21 protein-coding genes are annotated in these 18,324 nt (G+C 57.5%); 11 read left to right on the forward strand and 10 right to left on the reverse strand.

Annotated features, from left to right (window positions below):
- Positions 1-53: 53 nt before the first annotated feature.
- Positions 54-1,040, reverse strand: a complete 987-nt coding sequence (locus DUD43_RS12755) for a quinone oxidoreductase family protein (protein ID WP_153230585.1) — start codon at positions 1,038-1,040, stop codon at positions 54-56.
- 148 nt (positions 1,041-1,188) lie between these two features.
- Here DUD43_RS12755 and DUD43_RS12760 point away from each other — a divergent pair, with 148 nt between their 5' ends.
- Positions 1,189-2,049, forward strand: coding sequence for a DMT family transporter (locus DUD43_RS12760; RefSeq protein WP_153230586.1), 861 nt, complete (start codon positions 1,189-1,191; stop codon positions 2,047-2,049).
- Between the two features lie 4 nt (positions 2,050-2,053).
- On the opposite strand, the gene DUD43_RS12765 is transcribed toward DUD43_RS12760, so the two are convergent.
- The 3 genes from DUD43_RS12765 to DUD43_RS12775 all read right to left on the reverse strand — a co-directional run bounded on the left by DUD43_RS12765 (position 2,054) and on the right by DUD43_RS12775 (position 5,694).
- Positions 2,054-3,124 carry a tartrate dehydrogenase gene (locus DUD43_RS12765; RefSeq protein ID WP_042481959.1) on the reverse strand — a complete coding sequence of 357 codons (1,071 nt, stop codon included), beginning with the start codon at positions 3,122-3,124 and terminating at the stop codon, positions 2,054-2,056.
- 129 nt (positions 3,125-3,253) lie between these two features.
- Positions 3,254-4,192 carry a 2-hydroxyacid dehydrogenase gene (locus DUD43_RS12770; RefSeq protein ID WP_153230587.1) on the reverse strand — a complete coding sequence of 313 codons (939 nt, stop codon included), beginning with the start codon at positions 4,190-4,192 and terminating at the stop codon, positions 3,254-3,256.
- On the reverse strand, positions 4,192-5,694 hold the full coding sequence (locus DUD43_RS12775) for a helicase HerA-like domain-containing protein (RefSeq protein WP_153230588.1): 1,503 nt from the start codon (positions 5,692-5,694) through the stop codon (positions 4,192-4,194). Before DUD43_RS12775 ends, DUD43_RS12770 begins: the two co-directional genes overlap by 1 nt.
- A 139-nt stretch (positions 5,695-5,833) precedes the next feature.
- Here DUD43_RS12775 and DUD43_RS12780 point away from each other — a divergent pair, with 139 nt between their 5' ends.
- The 10 genes from DUD43_RS12780 (at position 5,834) to DUD43_RS12825 (ending at position 13,172) form a co-directional block, all read left to right on the forward strand.
- Positions 5,834-6,565, forward strand: coding sequence for a YebC/PmpR family DNA-binding transcriptional regulator (locus tag DUD43_RS12780; RefSeq protein ID WP_153230589.1), 732 nt, complete (start codon positions 5,834-5,836; stop codon positions 6,563-6,565).
- 48 nt (positions 6,566-6,613) lie between these two features.
- A complete protein-coding gene (gene purD / locus DUD43_RS12785; RefSeq protein WP_153230590.1) occupies positions 6,614-7,903 on the forward strand; it encodes a phosphoribosylamine--glycine ligase in 1,290 nt (429 codons plus the stop codon).
- Positions 7,904-7,924: 21 nt separating this feature from the next.
- Entirely contained in the window at positions 7,925-8,830 is a 906-nt protein-coding gene (gene hemF / locus DUD43_RS12790) for an oxygen-dependent coproporphyrinogen oxidase (protein WP_042482223.1), read from the forward strand.
- The gene (gene nadD / locus DUD43_RS12795; protein WP_153230591.1) at positions 8,821-9,438 is read left to right on the forward strand and encodes a nicotinate (nicotinamide) nucleotide adenylyltransferase; all 618 of its coding nucleotides are present in this window, start codon (positions 8,821-8,823) and stop codon (positions 9,436-9,438) included. The genes hemF and nadD overlap by 10 nt, the downstream gene beginning before the upstream one ends.
- 8 nt (positions 9,439-9,446) lie before the next feature.
- Positions 9,447-9,851, forward strand: coding sequence for a ribosome silencing factor (gene rsfS, locus DUD43_RS12800; RefSeq protein ID WP_042481969.1), 405 nt, complete (start codon positions 9,447-9,449; stop codon positions 9,849-9,851).
- A 70-nt stretch (positions 9,852-9,921) separates the two neighbouring features.
- Positions 9,922-10,392, forward strand: coding sequence for a 23S rRNA (pseudouridine(1915)-N(3))-methyltransferase RlmH (gene rlmH, locus DUD43_RS12805; RefSeq protein ID WP_009456141.1), 471 nt, complete (start codon positions 9,922-9,924; stop codon positions 10,390-10,392).
- A 23-nt stretch (positions 10,393-10,415) separates the two neighbouring features.
- On the forward strand, positions 10,416-11,033 hold the full coding sequence (locus tag DUD43_RS12810) for a Maf family protein (protein WP_153230592.1): 618 nt from the start codon (positions 10,416-10,418) through the stop codon (positions 11,031-11,033).
- 139 nt (positions 11,034-11,172) lie between these two features.
- Entirely contained in the window at positions 11,173-11,946 is a 774-nt protein-coding gene (gene dsbG, locus DUD43_RS12815; RefSeq protein ID WP_153230593.1) for a thiol:disulfide interchange protein DsbG, read from the forward strand.
- 21 nt (positions 11,947-11,967) lie between these two features.
- Positions 11,968-12,270 (forward strand): hypothetical protein, encoded by a 303-nt coding sequence (locus DUD43_RS12820; RefSeq protein ID WP_153230594.1) that lies wholly within the window; start codon positions 11,968-11,970, stop codon positions 12,268-12,270.
- A 131-nt stretch (positions 12,271-12,401) separates the two neighbouring features.
- A complete protein-coding gene (locus DUD43_RS12825) occupies positions 12,402-13,172 on the forward strand; it encodes a MipA/OmpV family protein (RefSeq protein ID WP_153230595.1) in 771 nt (256 codons plus the stop codon).
- A gap of 7 nt (positions 13,173-13,179) precedes the next feature.
- Here the strand turns inward: DUD43_RS12825 and DUD43_RS12830 are convergent, their stop codons facing one another.
- The 6 genes from DUD43_RS12830 to DUD43_RS12855 form a co-directional block, all read right to left on the reverse strand.
- The gene (locus tag DUD43_RS12830; protein WP_153230596.1) at positions 13,180-13,557 is read right to left on the reverse strand and encodes a translation initiation factor; all 378 of its coding nucleotides are present in this window, start codon (positions 13,555-13,557) and stop codon (positions 13,180-13,182) included.
- Between the two features lie 83 nt (positions 13,558-13,640).
- Entirely contained in the window at positions 13,641-15,095 is a 1,455-nt protein-coding gene (locus DUD43_RS12835) for a YdgA family protein (protein WP_153230597.1), read from the reverse strand.
- Positions 15,096-15,173: 78 nt separating this feature from the next.
- Positions 15,174-16,085: an NAD(P)-dependent oxidoreductase gene (locus tag DUD43_RS12840; protein WP_416202950.1), complete on the reverse strand. Its 912-nt coding sequence runs from the start codon at positions 16,083-16,085 to the stop codon at positions 15,174-15,176.
- Between the two features lie 81 nt (positions 16,086-16,166).
- Complete coding sequence (gene maiA, locus DUD43_RS12845) at positions 16,167-16,814, reverse strand: maleylacetoacetate isomerase (protein ID WP_153230599.1); 648 nt, start codon at positions 16,812-16,814, stop codon at positions 16,167-16,169.
- A gap of 34 nt (positions 16,815-16,848) precedes the next feature.
- Entirely contained in the window at positions 16,849-17,820 is a 972-nt protein-coding gene (gene ispH / locus DUD43_RS12850; protein ID WP_009456459.1) for a 4-hydroxy-3-methylbut-2-enyl diphosphate reductase, read from the reverse strand.
- Positions 17,820-18,296, reverse strand: coding sequence for an FKBP-type peptidyl-prolyl cis-trans isomerase (locus DUD43_RS12855; RefSeq protein WP_223254057.1), 477 nt, complete (start codon positions 18,294-18,296; stop codon positions 17,820-17,822). Before DUD43_RS12855 ends, ispH begins: the two co-directional genes overlap by 1 nt.
- Positions 18,297-18,324 lie beyond the last annotated feature (28 nt).

The raw sequence follows: 18,324 nt of genomic DNA on the forward strand, positions 1-18,324 counted from the left end.
TTTATACGCAGAACTATTTGCGTTGACTGCTCGTCACCGCCCAATAATCCGCTTTAATCCAGCGTCAAAACCGTAGAGCCTGTCGTGCGACGACCGGCCAGATCTTCATGGGCCTTGGCAACCTGATCCAGCGGGAAACGCTGACCGATCAGCGGCTTGATCTTGCCTTGCAGCACCAGCTCGAACATCTCGTCAGCGGCCGCCTGCATGGTTTCCTGGGTAGGCACATAAGCACCCAGCACAGGGCGAGTCACATACAAGGAACCCTTGGATGCCAACGTCGCCAGATTCACACCCGTTACCGGACCGGAGGCATTGCCAAAGCTGACCATCAGGCCACGCGGTTGCAAGCAATCCAGCGAGCGCTCCCAAGTGTCCTTGCCCACGCCGTCATACACAACAGGCACTTTCTTGCCGTTGGTCAATTCCAGCACGCGCTGCACCACGTCTTCGTGGGAGTAATCAATCACTTCCCAGGCACCGTTCTCTTTAGCCAAAGCGGCTTTCTCGGGGCTGGAAACCGTACCAATCAACTTCACGCCCAAGGCACGCGCCCATTGGCAGGCGTACAAACCCACGCCACCGGCAGCCGCATGGAACAGAATCGTCTGGCCTTCGTGCACACGATAGGTCTGGCGCAGCAAATACCAGCAAGTCAGACCTTTAAGCATCATGGCCGCTGCCTGCTCAAAAGTGATTCCATCAGGAATACGCACGACACGATCGGCAGGCACATTACGTGCCTCGGCATACGCCCCCAGGGGACTTTGACCGTAGGCGACGCGATCACCGACTTTCAGGTGCGTGACACCGGAACCGACGGCTTCCACAATGCCGGACGCTTCAAAACCCAAACCATGTGGCAAGGGATTGCTGTAGAGGCCATTACGGAAATAGATGTCGATAAAGTTCAAACCCACCGCTTTTTGGCGTATGGTGACTTCCTTCTCCTGAGGAGCGGGCAGCTCTACCGAAGCCCACTGCAGTACCTCCGGACCACCATTACGTTCAATCCGTATCGCCTTAACCGTCTGCGTCATTGTTTTACTCCTTTGATGAGGGGCCCATAGCAATGTCTTAGAATAATGCCTTACACGTATTGCCTGCCCGACCCCGCTGCCCTATCGCTGGCTGATATAAAGCACCAGAATAGCCTAAATTGACTCTTTTTTTCTCGGATCGCTTTCCATGACGCATGGACGTGCTCTGGCTGCCATTCATGTGGCTGCCGTTCTGTTCGGACTGACCGGTATTTTTGGTGAACTCATTCAGGTCGGCGCCATGCTGATCACCGCAGGCCGAGCCAGCTTTGCGGTCCTGGCCTTGTTCATCAGTATTCGCTCTCAAGGGCGCGGTTTGGGTCAGGGCATGAAAGCTGCAGACTTTCGCACTCTGCTTCTGGCATCCATCATGCTGGCCATTCACTGGGCCACTTTCTTTGTGGCCGTCAAAGTGGGCGGCGTGGCCATTGCCACTCTGGGCTTTGCCAGCTTCCCGGCCTTCATTACCTTGTGCGAATGGGCCGTCCTGCGCGAGCGCGTCACCGTGTCGGAATGGATCATTCTGGCCCTGGTTACCTTTGGCCTGTTGCTGGTGACCCCGTCTTTCGATTTCCAGGATCAATCCACCATTGGCCTGGCCTGGGCAATTGCCTCCGGCTTTACTTTTGCCATGTTCACGCTGATCAACCGCCGCGCCGCCAAGCATCTGTCTGCTCAGCAAGTCGCATGGTGGGAGAATCTGTTTGTGGCCTTGATGTGCTGGCCTTTTGCCATACCGCTGCTGGGCGACAGCACCCTGGTGGACTGGGTCTGGATTGCGCTGCTGGGGGTGTTTTGTACGGCTTTGTCGCACTACCTGCTGGTCTCTGCGCTAACCGTTCTGAATGCTCGCAGCGCCGGGATTGTGATTGCCCTGGAGCCTGTCTACGCCATCGCCTTTGCGGCTCTTCTTTTCGCTCAATACCCCAGCAGCCGTGCGCTGCTGGGTGGTGCCATCATGATTGGCGCCATCACTTGGGCAGGCCTGCGCCCACCCAAGTCCAGCTAATGGCTTAGGCCATTGCTTCCAGAACCTGAGCAACGGCGGCACCGACTTCTGCGGTGCTGGCCTGGCCGCCCAGATCAGGGGTACGTGGGCCATTGGCCAGAACCTGCTCAATGGCTTGCACCACTTCGGCGGCGGCCTGCGGGTAGCCCAGGAAATCCAGCATCAAGGCACCACTCCAGATCTGACCGACCGGGTTGGCAATGCCCTTGCCATAGATATCCGGGGCCGAGCCGTGCACGGGCTCAAACAGGGATGGGAATACCCGTTCGGGGTTCAGGTTGGCCGACGGTGCAATACCGATGGTACCGGTACATGCCGGGCCCAGATCGGACAAGATATCGCCAAACAGGTTGGAAGCCACCACCACATCGAACCAGTCCGGGTGCTGCACAAAGTGCGCGCACAGAATGTCGATGTGATACTTGTCCCACTTCACGTCGGGGTACTGCTCGCCCATGGCTGCCACGCGGGAATCCCACCAGGGCATGGAGATCGAAATACCGTTGGATTTGGTCGCAGCAGTAACGTGTTTGCCGCGTTTTTTAGCCAGCTCAAACGCGAACTTCAAGACACGGTCTGTACCGGTACGGGTGAAGACGCTTTCCTGAATCACGACTTCGCGCTGCGTGCCTTCAAACATGATGCCGCCGCTATTGGAGTATTCGCCTTCGGTGTTCTCGCGCACGATGAAGAAATCAATATCACCGGGCTCACGACCGGCCAGCGGCGAACGCACGCCGGGCATCAAGCGCACGGGGCGCAAGTTGATGTACTGATCGAATTCACGACGGAACTTGAACAGGGACTCCCACAGTGAAACGTGGTCAGGCACCAGATCGGGCCAGCCCATGGCACCAAAGAAAATGGCCTCGGTATCCATCAATTGGGCTTTCCAGTCCGAGGGCATCATGGTGCCGTGCTTCTGGTAGTAGTCCGAGCTCCAATCCAGCACTTTCCAATCAAAATTAATGGCGTGACGACGAGCGGCCACTTCCAGAATACGCAGCCCTTCGGGCATGACTTCCTTGCCGATCCCGTCTCCCGCGATCACGGCAATACGATGAACTTTACTCATTCCTCTTTCCTTGTGGTTTTACATGGCCTCAACGGCCTTATTCTGAAAAGACGCTGCTCTGTTCACAAAACAGCAATTAGCCTGCCAGCTCCCCACGGTGCTGGCAGGCTGGTCCTAATCCAACAATGATTAATAGCCCTGGCTGTGATTGACTCGCCCAGTCGCCGGTTTGCCTTCTTGCAAAAGCTCGATACGCGAACCGATTTGCTCCAGCGCCAGTTCACGCACGGTGATGCCCGAGATATGAGGTGTAATCATCACGGAAGGGATACCCCAATAGGGGTGATCTGCTGGCAGCGGCTCTTGAGTAAAGGCATCCAGCAAAGCGCCTGACAAGTGGCCGCTCTTGAGGGCGTCCAGCACATCCGCATCGACCAGATGACCACCGCGAGCCACGTTGATCAAATAGCCACCGGGCTGCAAATTCGACAACACGTCGCGGTTGATCAGACCCTCGGTTTGCGGAGTCAGCGGCAAAGCGTTGACCAGAACACGGCTGGCAGAGACGCACTCTTTCAGGCCTTCTTCACCGGCATAGCAAGGGAAGTCCGCTTCATGCAGACGACGCGACCAGCCATGCACGGGGTAACCCAGGCTGGCAATCACATGGGCAATCTTGCTGCCAATTGCGCCCAGACCCAACACGGCTACAGGCCACTGACGGCGATCAATCGGGCGATAGGCTTTCCACTTGCCTTCGCGTGACTGCTCTTCGTATGGCTGAAAACGGCCCACAGCACGCAGCACACCATACAAGGCATATTCAGCCATTTGCTCGGCCATGCCCGCGTCTTCCAGACGGTACAAAGGCATTTCGGCCGGGATAGTGCCTGCTACTGCATCCACGCCTGCACCCAGATTGAAGGTAGCGCGCAAACTGGGCTCTTGCTTGAACAAGACCGTATCCGGTTGCCAGACGACGGCATAACTCGCCCCGGTGCTGGCTTGTCCGGGGACGAACTCGTCAATCCTCCAATCGGGATAGGCTTTGCGGAACTCATCCGCCCAACGTGTTGTTTCTGATGGCCGTGCGGTGGCAACAATTAAATGAGGCAATGGCGAGGGCATTAACGTTTTCCTCCAAATAAAGAACCCAACACCCCACGCAGCACTTTGGTGGCAGCCCGTTTGGTCTCGGTTTTGATCATGCTTTGCACCAGGCCGTCCTTCTTGCCACCGCGCGGCCCTGTTGATCCAAAAAGAAAGTCATTCACAACGCCCATCAGGCCGTCGTCCTTGCCAGCCGCCGCCCCTACCTGGGTCGCCCCTGCCGCACCGTTGGCAGCCGCATCGGCAGCCTTTTTAGCCAGCACTTCATAAGCCGATTCGCGGTCAATGGACTGGTCGTACTTCAAACCAAACAAGGAGGCTTGTCGAATCGTTTGTCGTTCAGCCTCGGTAGCGGGGCCGATACGGCTACCCGGAGCCACCAGCCAGGCACGCTCGGTAGGCGTTGGAATCCCCTTGGCATCCAGCATGGACACCAGGGCTTCACCCACCCCCAGTTCGGTAATGGCGGCTTCAATATCCAGGCCGGGATTGGGGCGCATGGTTTGCGCTGCCGTCTTGACGGCTTTCTGATCACGCGGCGTAAAGGCGCGCAAAGCGTGCTGTACCCGATTACCCAGCTGACCCAGAACGGTATCAGGAATATCCAGCGGGTTTTGTGTCACGAAATAAATACCCACGCCTTTGGAACGGATCAGGCGCACGACCTGCTCAACTTTTTCCAGCAGAGCCTTTGGTGCACCTGTAAACAATAAGTGGGCTTCGTCAAAGAAGAAAACCAGACGCGGTTTGTCCAGATCGCCCACTTCCGGCAGACGCTCGTACAGATCAGCCAGCATCCACAGCAGGAACACGGCGTACAAGCGAGGCGACTGCATCAGCTTGTCGGCGGCCAGCACATTGATCATGCCGCGCCCGGAAGAATCGGTGCGAATCCAGTCCATAACATCCAGCGCCGGTTCACCAAAGAAGCGATCCGCCCCCTGGGTTTCCAGACGCAGCAAGGCGCGTTGGATTGCCCCCACACTGGCAGCCGCAATATTGCCGTACTGATTACGCAGCTCGGCAGCGCGATCCGATACGTCTTGCAGCACGGCGCGCAAATCTTTCAGGTCCAGAATCAGCTGACCTTCGTCATCCGCCAGGCGAAAGACAATATTCAGAATCCCTTCCTGGGTGTCGTTCAATTCCAGAATCTGGGACAGCAGCAAGGGTCCCATGTCGGAAATTGTGGCGCGGACCGGATGGCCCTGCTCGCCAAAAATATCCCAGAAGGTGACCGGGTTCGCGCCCCAGACCGGCTCGGGCAAACCCAGCTTTTGCAAGCGTTCCTGCAATTTGGGATTGGGCTGGGCGGCCTGGGAAATCCCGCTCAGGTCGCCTTTGGCATCGGCCAGAAAAACCGGCGTTCCCAGACGGGAAAAGGCTTCGGCCAGGACCTGCAAGGTGACGGTTTTCCCCGTCCCTGTGGCACCCGTAATACAACCATGCCGGTTGGCCAGAGCGGGCAACAGGTAAATGGGAGTATCGCTATTCTGAGCAAGCAAAATTGGATCAGCCATGATTGTTTGTTCTCTTCCGGATAGAATGCCAAGTGCCTAGATTCTAGCGACTTTCGCCCAAGCTCGGGCCTTGTCGCGCAGACAGGTTAAAATAGATCTGTTTTTCTTTGAACGTAGTCTACTGAATTGGTAATACTTTATGGCCGGACATAGTAAATGGGCGAATATTCAGCACCGTAAAGGTCGTCAAGACGCAAAACGGGGCAAACTTTGGACCAAGATCATTCGTGAGGTCACCGTGGCCGCACGTGCCGGCGGCCCTGACCCCGAGTCCAACCCACGTTTGCGCATGGCCTGGGACAAGGCAACCGGTGCCAATATGCCCAAAGACAACATTCTGCGCGCCATCCAGCGCGGCGCAGGCGGGGCGGACGATGCCAACTACGAAGAAATTCGCTACGAAGGCTACGGTATTAACGGCGCGGCCGTGATTGTGGACTGCATGACCGACAACCGTCAGCGCACGGTCTCGGATGTGCGTCACGCCTTTACAAAAAATGGCGGCAATCTGGGTCTGGACGGCTCGGTCGTGTTTCAATTCCGCCACTGCGGTCAGTTTCTGTTCGCTCCGGGCACCTCGGAAGACACGATTATGGAAATCGGCCTGGACGCCGGTGCCGACGATATCGTGACCGACGAAGAAGGCCTGATCGAAGTGCTGTGCGCTCCTACGGACTACCCGGCTGTACAAGCCGCGTTCCAGGCAGCTGGCCTGACGCCCGAAGTGGAAGGCGTGGTCATGAAAGCCCTGAACGAGACCGAGCTGAGCGGCGACGATGCCGTCAAAATGCAAAAACTTCTGGACGCACTGGAAGGCCTGGACGATGTCCAAGAGGTCTACACCACCGCCGTCATGGACGAAGCCGAATAACCTGGTTCCTGAAAACTCCTCTTTGCGGGCCCTGCCCGACTCATCACTATGAAGCTACTTGTTGTCGGCAGCGGCGGCCGTGAACACGCCTTGGCATGGCGCCTGGCCCAATCTGCACGCGTGCAGACTGTCTACGTTGCCCCAGGCAATGGCGGTACCGCGCGTGCCGAACGTATTGAAAACCTGGCGATCACCGATATCCAGGAACTGATTGCCTTTGTGAAGCAAGAAAAAATTGCCTTCACCATCGTCGGCCCGGAAGCCCCTCTGGCCGCCGGCATTGTGGACGCCTTCCGTGCGGCCGGTCTGAAAATCTTTGGTCCCACCCAGGCTGCCGCGCAGCTGGAAAGCTCCAAGGACTACGCCAAGGCCTTCATGGTGCGCCACAACATCCCGACGGCAGCCTACGCCACCTTTACCGATCCGGACGCCGCCAAGGATTACATCCGTCAGCAAGGCGCTCCCATTGTGGTCAAGGCCGATGGTCTGGCCGCTGGCAAGGGCGTAATTGTGGCCACCACGCTGGAAGAAGCGCTGGGCGCCATTGACGACATTCTGGGCGATGGCCGCTTTGGTGCTGCCGGTGCCCGTGTGGTCGTGGAAGAATGCCTGACGGGCGAAGAAGCCAGCTTCATCGTGATGTGTGATGGCAAGAATGTGCTGCCCATGGCCACCAGCCAGGACCACAAACGCCTGAAAGACGGCGATCAGGGCCCGAACACAGGCGGCATGGGTGCTTACTCCCCTGCCCCTATCGTCAGCCCCACGCTGCACAACCGCATCATGCGCGAAGTCATTCACCCCACCATGCAAGGCATGGCCAAGGAAGGCTTGCCCTACTCCGGCTTTCTGTACGCTGGCGTGATGATTGACGATGGCCCGGATGCCACCCGCCCCATCAAGGTGCTGGAATTCAACTGCCGCATGGGCGACCCTGAAACCCAGCCCATCATGATGCGCATCAAGAGCGATCTGACCGAAACCTTCGAACTGGCTCTGGCTGGCAAGCTGGACGAGGCCACCATCGAATGGGATCGTCGCACCGCCATTGGCGTGGTACTGGCAGCAGCCAACTACCCCGAAGAGCCTCGTACCGGTGATGCCATTACGCAATTTGCGAAAGACACCGACGAGTGCATCACCTTCCATGCGGGCACTCAGATGAAAGAAGGCACCGTGGTCACCACAGGTGGTCGTGTACTGTGTGTCACCGCCATGGCCGACTCCATCCGTCGCGCTCAGGAAGCGGCTTACGAGGCCATTTCCCAAACGCATTTCGACGGCAAGCAATTTCGCACCGATATCGGCTGGCGCGCCCTGCCCAGCAGCGAAACCTGATTTACGCAGCAAGGTCTTTTCATGTCTTTACCCATTGATACCGTCCAGGCTTATTTCCGTCAGTTGCAAAGCCACATCGTGGACACTCTTGAGCAGCTGGATGGCACGCCTTTCGAGTCGGACCAGTGGGATCGTCCAGAAGGCGGTGGCGGTCTGTCCCGCCTGCTGGAGAACGGCCCCGTTTTCGAGCGGGCTGCCGTTCTGTTCAGCCATGTCAAAGGCCACACCCTGCCTCCTTCGGCCAGCGCCCACCGCCCCGAACTGGCCGGACGCCCCTGGGAGGCCATGGGTGTTTCGCTGGTGATTCACCCGCGCAATCCCTTTGTGCCTACCACGCACATGAACGTGCGCATGTTTGTGGCCCAGGCCCAGACAGCGGATCAGGACGATGTGTTCTGGTTTGGCGGCGGTCTGGACTTGACGCCCTACTACCTGCACGAAGACGATGCCCGCCACTTCCATCAGGTATGCCACGACGCCCTGGCGCCACACGGTGCGGATTACTATCCGCGCTACAAGCGCTGGTGCGACGAGTACTTTTACCTGAAGCACCGCAACGAAACCCGTGGCATTGGCGGCATTTTCTACGACGACCTGAACGAGCCCGGCTTTGAAGCCAGCTTTGCCCTGACCCGCTCCGTGGGCAATTCCTTTACCGATGCCTACGCACCTATCGTGCGTGCCCGCATGGATCAGGAATACACCCAGGCGCATCGGGACTTCCAGGCCATTCGTCGCGGCCGTTATGTCGAATTCAATCTGGTCTTTGACCGCGGCACGCTGTTTGGCCTGCAATCGGGTGGACGTACGGAATCCATCCTGCTGTCCATGCCCCCCCAGGCGAACTGGCGCTACAACTGGTCGCCCGAACCCGGCACACCCGAAGCCGCCCTGGCCCAATACCTGGTGCCGCGCGAATGGATTTAAAGCGTGTCGGGCTCCTGGGTGGCAGTTTTGACCCCATCCATAAAGCCCATGTAGCGCTGGCTCTTGCCGCGTTCGAACAATTGCAACTAGATCAGGTCCAGTTGCTACCCGCCGCCCAGCCCTGGCAACGCGACGCTCTGGGTGCCAGCACCCAGGACCGCCTGGCCATGGCCGAGCTGGCCGCTCAAAGCCACCCCGGTTTGCAGGTGAACCCCGTAGAGATCGAGCGCGGTGGCCCCACCTACACCATCGACACGGTACGCAGCTTGCCGGCCGGGTCGCAGTACTACTGGATTTTAGGCAGCGACCAACTGCATAATTTCTGCAGCTGGAACGACTGGCAGGAAATTCTTGAATACGTCGAACTGGCTGTTGCCCAGCGCCCCGGCAGTCCTTTGGAAACGCCCGTGGCCTTGCAGCAGGAACTGAGTCGACTTCAGCGCCGTTTGCATCAGATCGACTTTCTGCCCATGGACATCTCGGCCACCCAAATTCGGGAGCGAGTGCAGCGCGGTGACAACATCACCGCCCTGGTCCCGGAAAAAGTCGCTCAATACATTGACAAAAAACGGCTCTATCTTTCCCACCCACAGGCGCGCCCTGTATAGTTCTTTTTATGAATATAGAAACACTTCAACGACTCGTCATCGATGCCCTCGAGGACGTCAAAGCTCAAGACATCAAGGTCTTCAGCACTACCCACATGACCGGCCTGTTCGATCGTGTGGTCATCGCCAGTGGTACTTCCAACCGGCAAACCCGCGCTCTGGCACAGAACGTGTTTGACAAGGCACGCCAAAACAAAGTCGAAGTCCTGGCCCATGAAGGCGAAGACACCGGCGAATGGGTGTTGCTGGATTTGGGTGACATCGTGGTGCATTGCATGCAACCCGCCATCCGCCAGTACTACAACCTGGAAGAACTTTGGGGCGAGCGCCCTGTCGAAGTGGAACTGCTGCCGCAATCGCGTCAGGTTCCACCCGCTGGCTTTTTCGCCAGCGCCGACGAAGACGAAGACTAAGCACTTCCTCTGCCCTGTCGGCAATACCCGGGCCGCAGCTTACGATGCGGCCTTTTTTTTTAGATTTCCCATGAAACTCATTGTCATCGCGGTAGGTCAGCGCATGCCCGACTGGGTGGAGCAAGGCTGGCAGGAATATGCACGCCGCATGCCCCAGGACTGCGCCATAGAACTGCGCGAAATCAAGGCCGAACCCCGTACCAGCGGCAAGACGCCTGCCCAGATGATGCAGGCCGAAGCCAAGCGCATTGAGGCGGCCATTCCCGCCCAGGCGATGCGCATCGCCCTGGACGAACGCGGCAAGGACCTGACTACCGTCAAGCTGGCTCAGGAACTGGAACGCTGGCGCAGCAGCGGTCAGGATATTGCGATTCTGGTCGGTGGCCCGGACGGGCTGGATGCAGCACTCAAGCAAAGCTGCCACGGCATGCTGCGTCTGTCCTCGCTGACGCTGCCCCACCCGCTGGTACGCATTTTTCTGGCCGAACAACTGTATCGCGCCTGGTCCGTCATGACCGGGCATCCTTATCACCGCGCCTGAATCTTCTTTAGTTCTGATTTCTTATGCCTTTTCAGCCCATCTACCTGGCCTCTGCCAGCCCACGCCGCCACGACCTGCTCAACAGCATCCAGATCACTCATGAAGTCCTGAATGTGCCCAGCCCTCCGGGCGAGGATGAACCGCGTCTGGAACAGGAAGCGGTGCTGGATTATGTCCGTCGCACGGCCCGCGACAAATTGCTGCGCGCCCTGGAATGGCGAGCACAGGACAGCAGCCTGGATCAGGAACGCGCTATCCTGAGCGCCGACACCACGGTCTGCATGGGCGAGGACATTTTTGGCAAACCTGCTGATCTGGCCGATGCCGCACGCATCCTGCGCGAGCTCTCGGGCCGTCGTCACAAGGTGATGACCGCCTTGTCCCTGGGCGTAGGTGGGGTGGAATTTGAAAGCATCAGCATCAGCGAAGTCAGCTTCAAAACCCTGAACGAGCAGGAAATTGCAGAGTACTGCGCCAGTGGCGAGCCCATGGGCAAAGCCGGAGCCTACGGTATTCAGGGTTTGGGCGGCGCTTTTATCAGCCACTTGAGCGGCAGCTACACCGGCGTGATGGGTTTGCCTGTGCACGAGACCTACCGCTTGCTGGAATTGGCCAGTCTGAAGATTCGCACACCCGGCTAAACCGGAGAAACAGCCTGATCAGAACAGGAATGGGGAACTATCCGAACCCGGCCTAGTCCCATTCTTTTATTCCATTTGGATCTTAGTATATATTTTCTGGATATATACCTTTACCGACTGTTTTGCAGGATTAACCACCATGTCGCTTTCCTCTTTTTCGATTCGTCTTGCCTTGGCCGGTTTGCTGTGCGCCAGCACTGTCGTCCAGGCCACCGACCGCCCCGCTGCCCTGAAGGCCCTGGAAGAACAAGGCCTGTCCATCGTGGGCGAGTTTGATGCGCCCGGTGGGCTGAAAGCCTGGGGCGCGTATAGCGGGAATCGCGCATTGGCCATCTACAACTTGCCCGACGGACAACACATGATGGTGGGCACCATGATCGATGCCAAGGGTGAGGAAGTGCGCCCGGCCGGTCTGGACGAACTGGTGCAACCCGCGATTGCCAAGGACATGCTGGGCAAGCTGGAAAAATCCCGCTGGATCAAGGATGGCGACGACAAGGCCCCCCGCGTGGTCTACGTCTTTACCGACCCGAACTGCCCTTACTGCATGCAGTTCTGGCAAATGGCCCGCCCCTGGGTGGACTCCGGCAAGGTACAGCTGCGCCACATCATGGTGGGCATTCTGGCCCCCAGCAGCAGCCTGAAATCGGCCGCCATCCTGGCCGCCAAAGATCCTACCAAGGCCTTGAACGAGCACTCTCTGGCCATGCTGAAAGACCGCAGCGCCGGTGTGAAAGGTCTGGACAGCGTGCCCAACGACATCGAGGCCGACCTGACCCGCAATGAAGATCTGATGATGGGCTGGGATTTGCGTGCCACGCCCGCCATGGTCTGGCAGGATGAGCAAGGCCGCATTCAAATGCAGACCGGCGCTTCGCCCGACATCACCGAACGCGTTTTTGGCCCACGTTAATTTCAAGCAGGACGTTTATTCATGAGCACTCGTGTTCTCTTGCATGCCCCTACCGCCGATGCCCTGGAGCGCGCCCGCAGCAATGCGCGCAACTTGCTCAAGGACATACCGGATGCGCAGATTCGCATCATCGCCAATGCGCAGGCCGTTAAAGCCTGCGTAGAAGGCGCTGAGCACGATTGCGACGCCTACACCTACCTGTGCCCCAACACACTGCGCAATCAATCTCTCAGTGCGCCAGAACGCTTCCAAACCCTGGAGCAAGGGGCCATCACCGCCCTGGTGACACTGCAAGCAGAAAACTGGATTTACATTCGGGCCTGACAGGGTGTAGGGCCAGAACAACAGACCATACTGGCCGGTCATGATTCTGCCTGCCCCCGCCCAAACCTTGATACGATAGCTAGGCCCGCGGCAAGCGGGCCTGTTTTTACCCGTATCACAAGGAATCTGTCATGCCCACCCTCGCCCGTTCTGCTCTGCGTCCCTGCCTTTTACTGGCTTTATGTGCTTTAGGAACCAGTCAGGCACTTGCACAGCAAACGACCGTGGGTGTCGGTGTTGGTTTTGCTCCCAAGTACGAAGGGGCGGACAGCTACGATGGCCGTTTCTACCCTCTGCTCTCGCACCGCAACGGCCACTTCTTTCTGGCCCCCAAAGCAGGCATGCCTGCTATCGGTCTGCAAACCAATCTGACAGACAACTGGACAATCGGCACCTACGCCGCTCTGGCCCGTGCACGTAAATCCGGCGATGCCGACCGCCTGTACGGCACGGACGATATTGATCGTCACGGCAATCTGGGCGTGTTTACCGCCTACCGACTGGGCAATGCCAAAATCGAGGGTAGCTACTACCAGGCACTAAAAAGCGGCTACGGCGCCACCGCCGTGCTGGACTTGAGCTACCGCCTCTGGAACGATCAGGACAGCAGCTTCTCGCTGGGTGCAGAGTTGAAATGGTCCAACGAAAAAGCCATGCGCACTTACTTTGGTGTGAAGTCGCACGAAGCGGCAGCCAGCAATGGTCAACTGAACAGCTACCGTCCTGACGCTGGTCTGCGCTCCTACGCGCTGTACGGTCAGTACACCCACAAGCTCAGTGAAAGCTGGTCCCTGCAAGGTCTGCTGGGCGTCAATACCCTGGGTGAAGAAGCCAAGGACAGCCCATTGGTCGAGAAGAAAAGCAGCGTCTTTGGTGGCGTAGGCTTGGGCTACAGCTTCTAAATACCTGTCAGGGTCTGCCGACCCGTTTGACCGTCAAGCCGTTGTGTTCCAGGCGTGCCTGCACAACGGCTCGATGATCACCCTGAATCTCCAGCGTTCCCTCTTTCAGCGTCCCGCCCGCTCCACAGGCGTTCTTCAGCTCCTTGACCAGCGCCTTGAGCTGCTCCTCGGGCATCACCAGACCTGTTACCACGGTCACTCCCTTGCCTTTTCGCCCCTTGGTTTCCAGACTCAAGCGTACTGGCCCCTGAGCCTGAGACAAGGCTTCCTGGCGACGATTCTCTTCACAGCGACACTGATTTTGCGCCTGCCCGCAATCCGGACACATGCGTCCTTGTTCCGTGCTGTATACCAGTCGAGACAACTGGTCCGATAAGCTGGCCATGGAATCTGGCTCCCTTCCCTATTAGGTCAAAAAAAAGCCCACCGAATATCGGTGGGCTTTACGCTGGACAAAGCCCAGACGAATTACATCATGCCCATCAGGACCAGACCAAGCAATTGCTCGGAGGTGAAGCGCTGGCCGTTGATGTCAAACACGCGGTCTTTGCCGTCGTATTTGATGGCTGTCGAAATGCCGTTTTCATCGTTGGTGATCATCTTGGACTCGGCGTAAGGAGCTACGGCTGCATCCAGAACCATATCCAGCATGGCGGCGTTGCCTTCTTCAGGCGACAGGCCTTCAGCCTTGTCCATATCGGCAGCCAGACCACGCAGCATGGGTTTGGAGATCAGGAGATCCAGCTGAGCAGCAGGAATGGCTTCGATCCACATCTCGGGGCTGGTTTGCAGCTCTTGCAACGTCGCATTAGGCTTTTGGAAGTCCACTCGCAACGTGGCTTTGGACTCGCCAGCGGCCGTGTACCAACGCAGAGGCTCAACACGCAGCACAGGCTTGTGCTCCAGTGCTTGCAAAACCAGTTCCATCATCTTCTGAGCCGTTGGGCCATCAACCGAATCCATATCGTTTTGCAGATTGGAATCGGAGATCAGCTTGGACAACGCGGAGATAGCGGGTGCGTACACACGATCAAAATTCATCGACAGTTCAACCGAACCCAGCTTGACCTTGTCTTCAAACACCAGATCGGTCAGCGCATAGACAACCTTGGTATCGCTGATGGAGTCTTTGGTCACCGCATCGGAATTGATGGCGATCTGTTTGAAGGTGATGCCATCGGTCTCGGCCGTTTGCATCTTCACACCATCCACGCTCAGCTTGCCGACCTGGGTACCGTTGACGTTGATGTCACCGTCTTGCTTGAAGTCCACCACGAAGTTGGAGGCTTCCAGCTTCAATGGATCTTCGCTGATATCGTCAACAAACAGCTTGGGGAAGCTGCCGGTCACAACAATATCTTTGCTCTTGCCACCGGCTTTGGTGCGCAGTTGACCGCCGCTGAAGTCCACTTTGACTTCGTCGCCCTGGTGCTTGATGGCTTCAAAATGCACGTTGGAGTCCACGGCACCGTCAAAACCAACCAGGCTGTCAGCCCACAAAGGGGTCTTGTCGCCGGTCAGCTTGTACCAGCCTTCGGTGTCTTTGGTCTTGACCAGTGTGCTGTGCGACAAGGCGGCAACAGGGGTGAAGTTACCCAGCGCCATTGCCGACAAAGGCAAAGGACCATGGCTGATCTTGTCGTCAAAGGTCAGCTCAACAGGCTTCTCTTCAGCGTTAGATGACTTGACGGTAATGGTGTAGCGAGCGGTAGAGGAAAACACGCCACGCTGGTAGTCGACCACGTTCATGACGACCGACTCGCTCATGCCCATCTGCTGCAGCTGTTCTGCGGCCAGGGTATTGAACTCGGCCACTTTCGTACCCACCAGCGCTTCTGTTTTCTTGCCGGTGTACCAGGTCGAACCGCCATATGCGGCCGCTAACACGACAACTAGTGTGACCAGCCCTGTACTTTTCTTCATGACTTCCCTTTTGTAGACCTACAGTCCCAACTTCAAATAGCCGACATAATACCGAAACTAAGTTTGACTGATGGTAGTTTATTCCCCGTAATTGTAACTATTCACATGCGTAATGCGAGCGACATCTTCTTCGCCCAGGCCCAGACGATGGGCCGCACGATAGGTTTGCTGAGCCGCATGAGCCACCGGCATGCTGGTATGACTGACACTGGCCAGCTCCGCCACGGTATTCAAGTCCTTCAGCATGGTGTCCACCGACGCTTTTACTTGATTGTCGGGCTGAGTCATGCGCGGCACGAACAATTGCAGCAGAACCGAATCGGCCCAACCGCCCCCCAGAGCCTCACTGATTTTGGAAGCATCCACGCCATTGTCATTGGCCAGGCTCAAGGCCTCGGCAATGGCGGTCAAGGTGGTGGCCACAATTGTCTGATTGCATAACTTTGTTACTTGGCCGGCCCCTACTGCCCCCATCAAAGTGACGCGCTGCGAATACGCGGCCAGCACCGGACGGACACGATCCAGCTGCACAGCCTGCCCGCCCACCATGATGGCCAGGGTGCCTTGTTCAGCGCCGCCAACACCACCGGATACCGGAGCATCTAGCCAATGGGCCCCACAACGCTGCTGCAACTGGGCCGCCATCTCGCGCGAGGCTTGCGGTGGGATCGAGGAGTGATCCACCACAATCCGCAAGGCTCCCTGCACCGACGCCAGGCCCTGCTCGCCCAGGACGGTATCGTGCACAGCCTGCGCATCAAAGACACACAGGAAAACGGCCTCACACTGCTCGGCCATTTGCGCCGGGGTATCGCACCAATGGGCACCCGCTTCGATCAGGGCTTGCGCCTTGTCCTTGGAGCGATTCCAGATGCGAACCTGACGACCGGCATTCAACAAGCGGCGCACCATAGGCTGACCCATACGGCCCAAACCACAAAAACCAATATTCATGTCTCGTCCTTTACGCCCCCAACGCCGTCCAGCCAGTTGAAACGGGGCAAGAAAAACCCGCCTGTCAGGCGGGTGGAGTCCGGTCGGCGCAAGCAGAGGCCGACCTCATGCAGATGCTCAAGCTGCATCGGGCTGACGGTCGGGAGCCGCTTCCTGAAATGCGGACAGCTCCAGACACTTTTCCTCTACCGCCAAGAGGCGTGGAAATACGCTTAGATCCATGTCAAAACGACGTGCATTGAACATTTGAGGAATCAGGCAGATTTCGGCAAGACCGGGGGTATCACCAAAAATAAAGGCATGATCCTTTTTGCCATGACGCTGCACCAAGGCTTCCAGGCCTTCCAGGCCTACGCTGACCCAGTGGCGATACCACTGGTTGCGCGCGTCTTCCTCGGCATGCAGCTCGTTTTTCAAATACTGCAGCACGCGCAGATTATTCAGCGGGTGAATATCACAAGCCACGGTTTGTGCCATGGAACGTGCCCAGGCCCGCTCTGCCGAGGCTTTGGGCAACAAAGGCAATTCAGGATAGCGTTCGTCCAGATATTCCAGGATGGCCAGGGATTGCGTAATGATCAGGCCATCATCATCCAAAGCAGGCAGCAACTGCACGGGATTGATTTGCACATAATCCGGCTGATGCTGCTGACCGCCATCCTTGAGCAGGTGCACAGGTTTGATCTGGTAATCCAGACCCTTGAGGTTCAGACCAATCCGCACCCGGTAAGCGGCGGAACTGCGAAAGTAGCTATACAAAATCATCTTGTCTCCTGTCCACCCTGCAAAAATCGTTTTTTTATTTGTTCAGGCTTTCAATCTTGCGCGACAGCTCTCGGGGCAGCGGGAAGGCAATGTTTTCTTCCACGCCATCCAGGGCTCGCACTTTGCCTACGCCCAATTCCTGCAAGCGCTGAATCACCTGATTGACCAGAACTTCCGGTGCCGATGCGCCCGCTGTCACGCCCACGCGCTTCTTACCCACCAGCCAGGCCGGATCAATCATTTCCGGTTTATCCAGCAGATAGGCTTCAGCCCCCTTGCGTTCGGCCACTTCGCGCAAACGATTGGAGTTCGAGCTGTTGGTACTGCCCACCACCAGGACCAGATCACACTGTGGAGCCATGATCTTGACTGCATCCTGACGGTTCTGTGTGGCATAACAGATATCGCTTTTCTTGGGTTCCACGATATTGGGGAAGCGCTCACGCAAGGCTTGGGCCACCACCGCGGCATCGTCCACGGACAAGGTGGTTTGCGTCACAAAGGCCAGTTTGTCGGGATCAGCCACTTTCAGATTGGCGACGTCCTCGGGCGTTTCCACCAGGTACATGCCGCCATCGGCCTGCCCCAGCGTACCCTCGACTTCAGGGTGACCGACGTGACCAATCATGATGATTTCCCGGCCTTCCGCGCGCATGCGAGAGACCTCGATATGCACTTTGGTGACCAGCGGACACGTGGCGTCAAAGACTTTCAGGCCACGCTTTTCGGCATCGTCACGCACCTGACGCGATACGCCGTGAGCCGAGAAAATCACGATCGCGCCCGAAGGCGCTTCGTCCAGCTCTTTAATAAAGATCGCCCCCTTGTTGCGCAGGTCTTCCACCACGTAACGGTTATGGACGATTTCATGGCGCACGTAAATCGGTGCGCCGTGCAATTCCAAGGCGCGTTCGACAATATCAATCGCGCGATCGACCCCAGCACAGAATCCACGGGGCTGGGCCAGAACAACCTCAGCGTTCTGAACAGGAGTAGCTTGACTCATTACAGAATCCCCAAAATATGAACATCCAGGCGCAAGGCCACACCGGCCAAAGGATGGTTGAAATCGAACAAGGCGGTCTTGTCGTCGATTTCCTTGAGCACGCCCGAATAGCGGCTGCCATTAGGGGCAGCAAACTCCACCATATCACCGGGCACGAACTCCACGCCTTCGGCGGCATTGCTGGCCAGCATTTCACGAGTAATGCGCTGCAGGAGATCCGGGTTACGGGCGCCGTAGGCATCCTCCGGGGTGATGTCGAGCTGAAAGCGCTCGTCTTCACGGTGGCCCAGCAATTTCTCTTCCATGCCAGGGGCCCACTGACCATTGCCCAGTTGCAAGGTCGCCGGGCGGCCCGTAAAGGTATCCGCAAACACAGAGCCTGCCGCCGGGCCGCTGGCCAGCTCTATACGATAGTGCAAAGTCAGGTAGGAATCCTGACGGACAATTCCAAGCTCGGAACTAGCAGAGTTACTCACAATCGCTCACTATAGAAAATCATTCAAT

Source organism: Alcaligenes faecalis (assembly GCF_009497775.1).
GTDB classification, from domain to species: Bacteria; Pseudomonadota; Gammaproteobacteria; order Burkholderiales; family Burkholderiaceae_B; genus Alcaligenes; species Alcaligenes faecalis_D.

Bases quoted from the DNA above. Each gene is read 5' to 3' on its own strand.
- DUD43_RS12755 (WP_153230585.1), bottom strand. From the start codon at position 1,040: ATGACGCAGACGGTTAAGGCGATACGGATTGAACGTAATGGTGGTCCG.
- DUD43_RS12760 (WP_153230586.1), top strand. From the start codon at position 1,189: ATGACGCATGGACGTGCTCTGGCTGCCATTCATGTGGCTGCCGTTCTG.
- DUD43_RS12765 (WP_042481959.1), bottom strand. From the start codon at position 3,124: ATGAGTAAAGTTCATCGTATTGCCGTGATCGCGGGAGACGGGATCGGC.
- DUD43_RS12770 (WP_153230587.1), bottom strand. From the start codon at position 4,192: ATGCCCTCGCCATTGCCTCATTTAATTGTTGCCACCGCACGGCCATCA.
- DUD43_RS12775 (WP_153230588.1), bottom strand. From the start codon at position 5,694: ATGGCTGATCCAATTTTGCTTGCTCAGAATAGCGATACTCCCATTTAC.
- DUD43_RS12780 (WP_153230589.1), top strand. From the start codon at position 5,834: ATGGCCGGACATAGTAAATGGGCGAATATTCAGCACCGTAAAGGTCGT.
- purD (WP_153230590.1), top strand. From the start codon at position 6,614: ATGAAGCTACTTGTTGTCGGCAGCGGCGGCCGTGAACACGCCTTGGCA.
- hemF (WP_042482223.1), top strand. From the start codon at position 7,925: ATGTCTTTACCCATTGATACCGTCCAGGCTTATTTCCGTCAGTTGCAA.
- nadD (WP_153230591.1), top strand. From the start codon at position 8,821: ATGGATTTAAAGCGTGTCGGGCTCCTGGGTGGCAGTTTTGACCCCATC.
- rsfS (WP_042481969.1), top strand. From the start codon at position 9,447: ATGAATATAGAAACACTTCAACGACTCGTCATCGATGCCCTCGAGGAC.
- rlmH (WP_009456141.1), top strand. From the start codon at position 9,922: ATGAAACTCATTGTCATCGCGGTAGGTCAGCGCATGCCCGACTGGGTG.
- DUD43_RS12810 (WP_153230592.1), top strand. From the start codon at position 10,416: ATGCCTTTTCAGCCCATCTACCTGGCCTCTGCCAGCCCACGCCGCCAC.
- dsbG (WP_153230593.1), top strand. From the start codon at position 11,173: ATGTCGCTTTCCTCTTTTTCGATTCGTCTTGCCTTGGCCGGTTTGCTG.
- DUD43_RS12820 (WP_153230594.1), top strand. From the start codon at position 11,968: ATGAGCACTCGTGTTCTCTTGCATGCCCCTACCGCCGATGCCCTGGAG.
- DUD43_RS12825 (WP_153230595.1), top strand. From the start codon at position 12,402: ATGCCCACCCTCGCCCGTTCTGCTCTGCGTCCCTGCCTTTTACTGGCT.
- DUD43_RS12830 (WP_153230596.1), bottom strand. From the start codon at position 13,557: ATGGCCAGCTTATCGGACCAGTTGTCTCGACTGGTATACAGCACGGAA.
- DUD43_RS12835 (WP_153230597.1), bottom strand. From the start codon at position 15,095: ATGAAGAAAAGTACAGGGCTGGTCACACTAGTTGTCGTGTTAGCGGCC.
- maiA (WP_153230599.1), bottom strand. From the start codon at position 16,814: ATGATTTTGTATAGCTACTTTCGCAGTTCCGCCGCTTACCGGGTGCGG.
- ispH (WP_009456459.1), bottom strand. From the start codon at position 17,820: ATGAGTCAAGCTACTCCTGTTCAGAACGCTGAGGTTGTTCTGGCCCAG.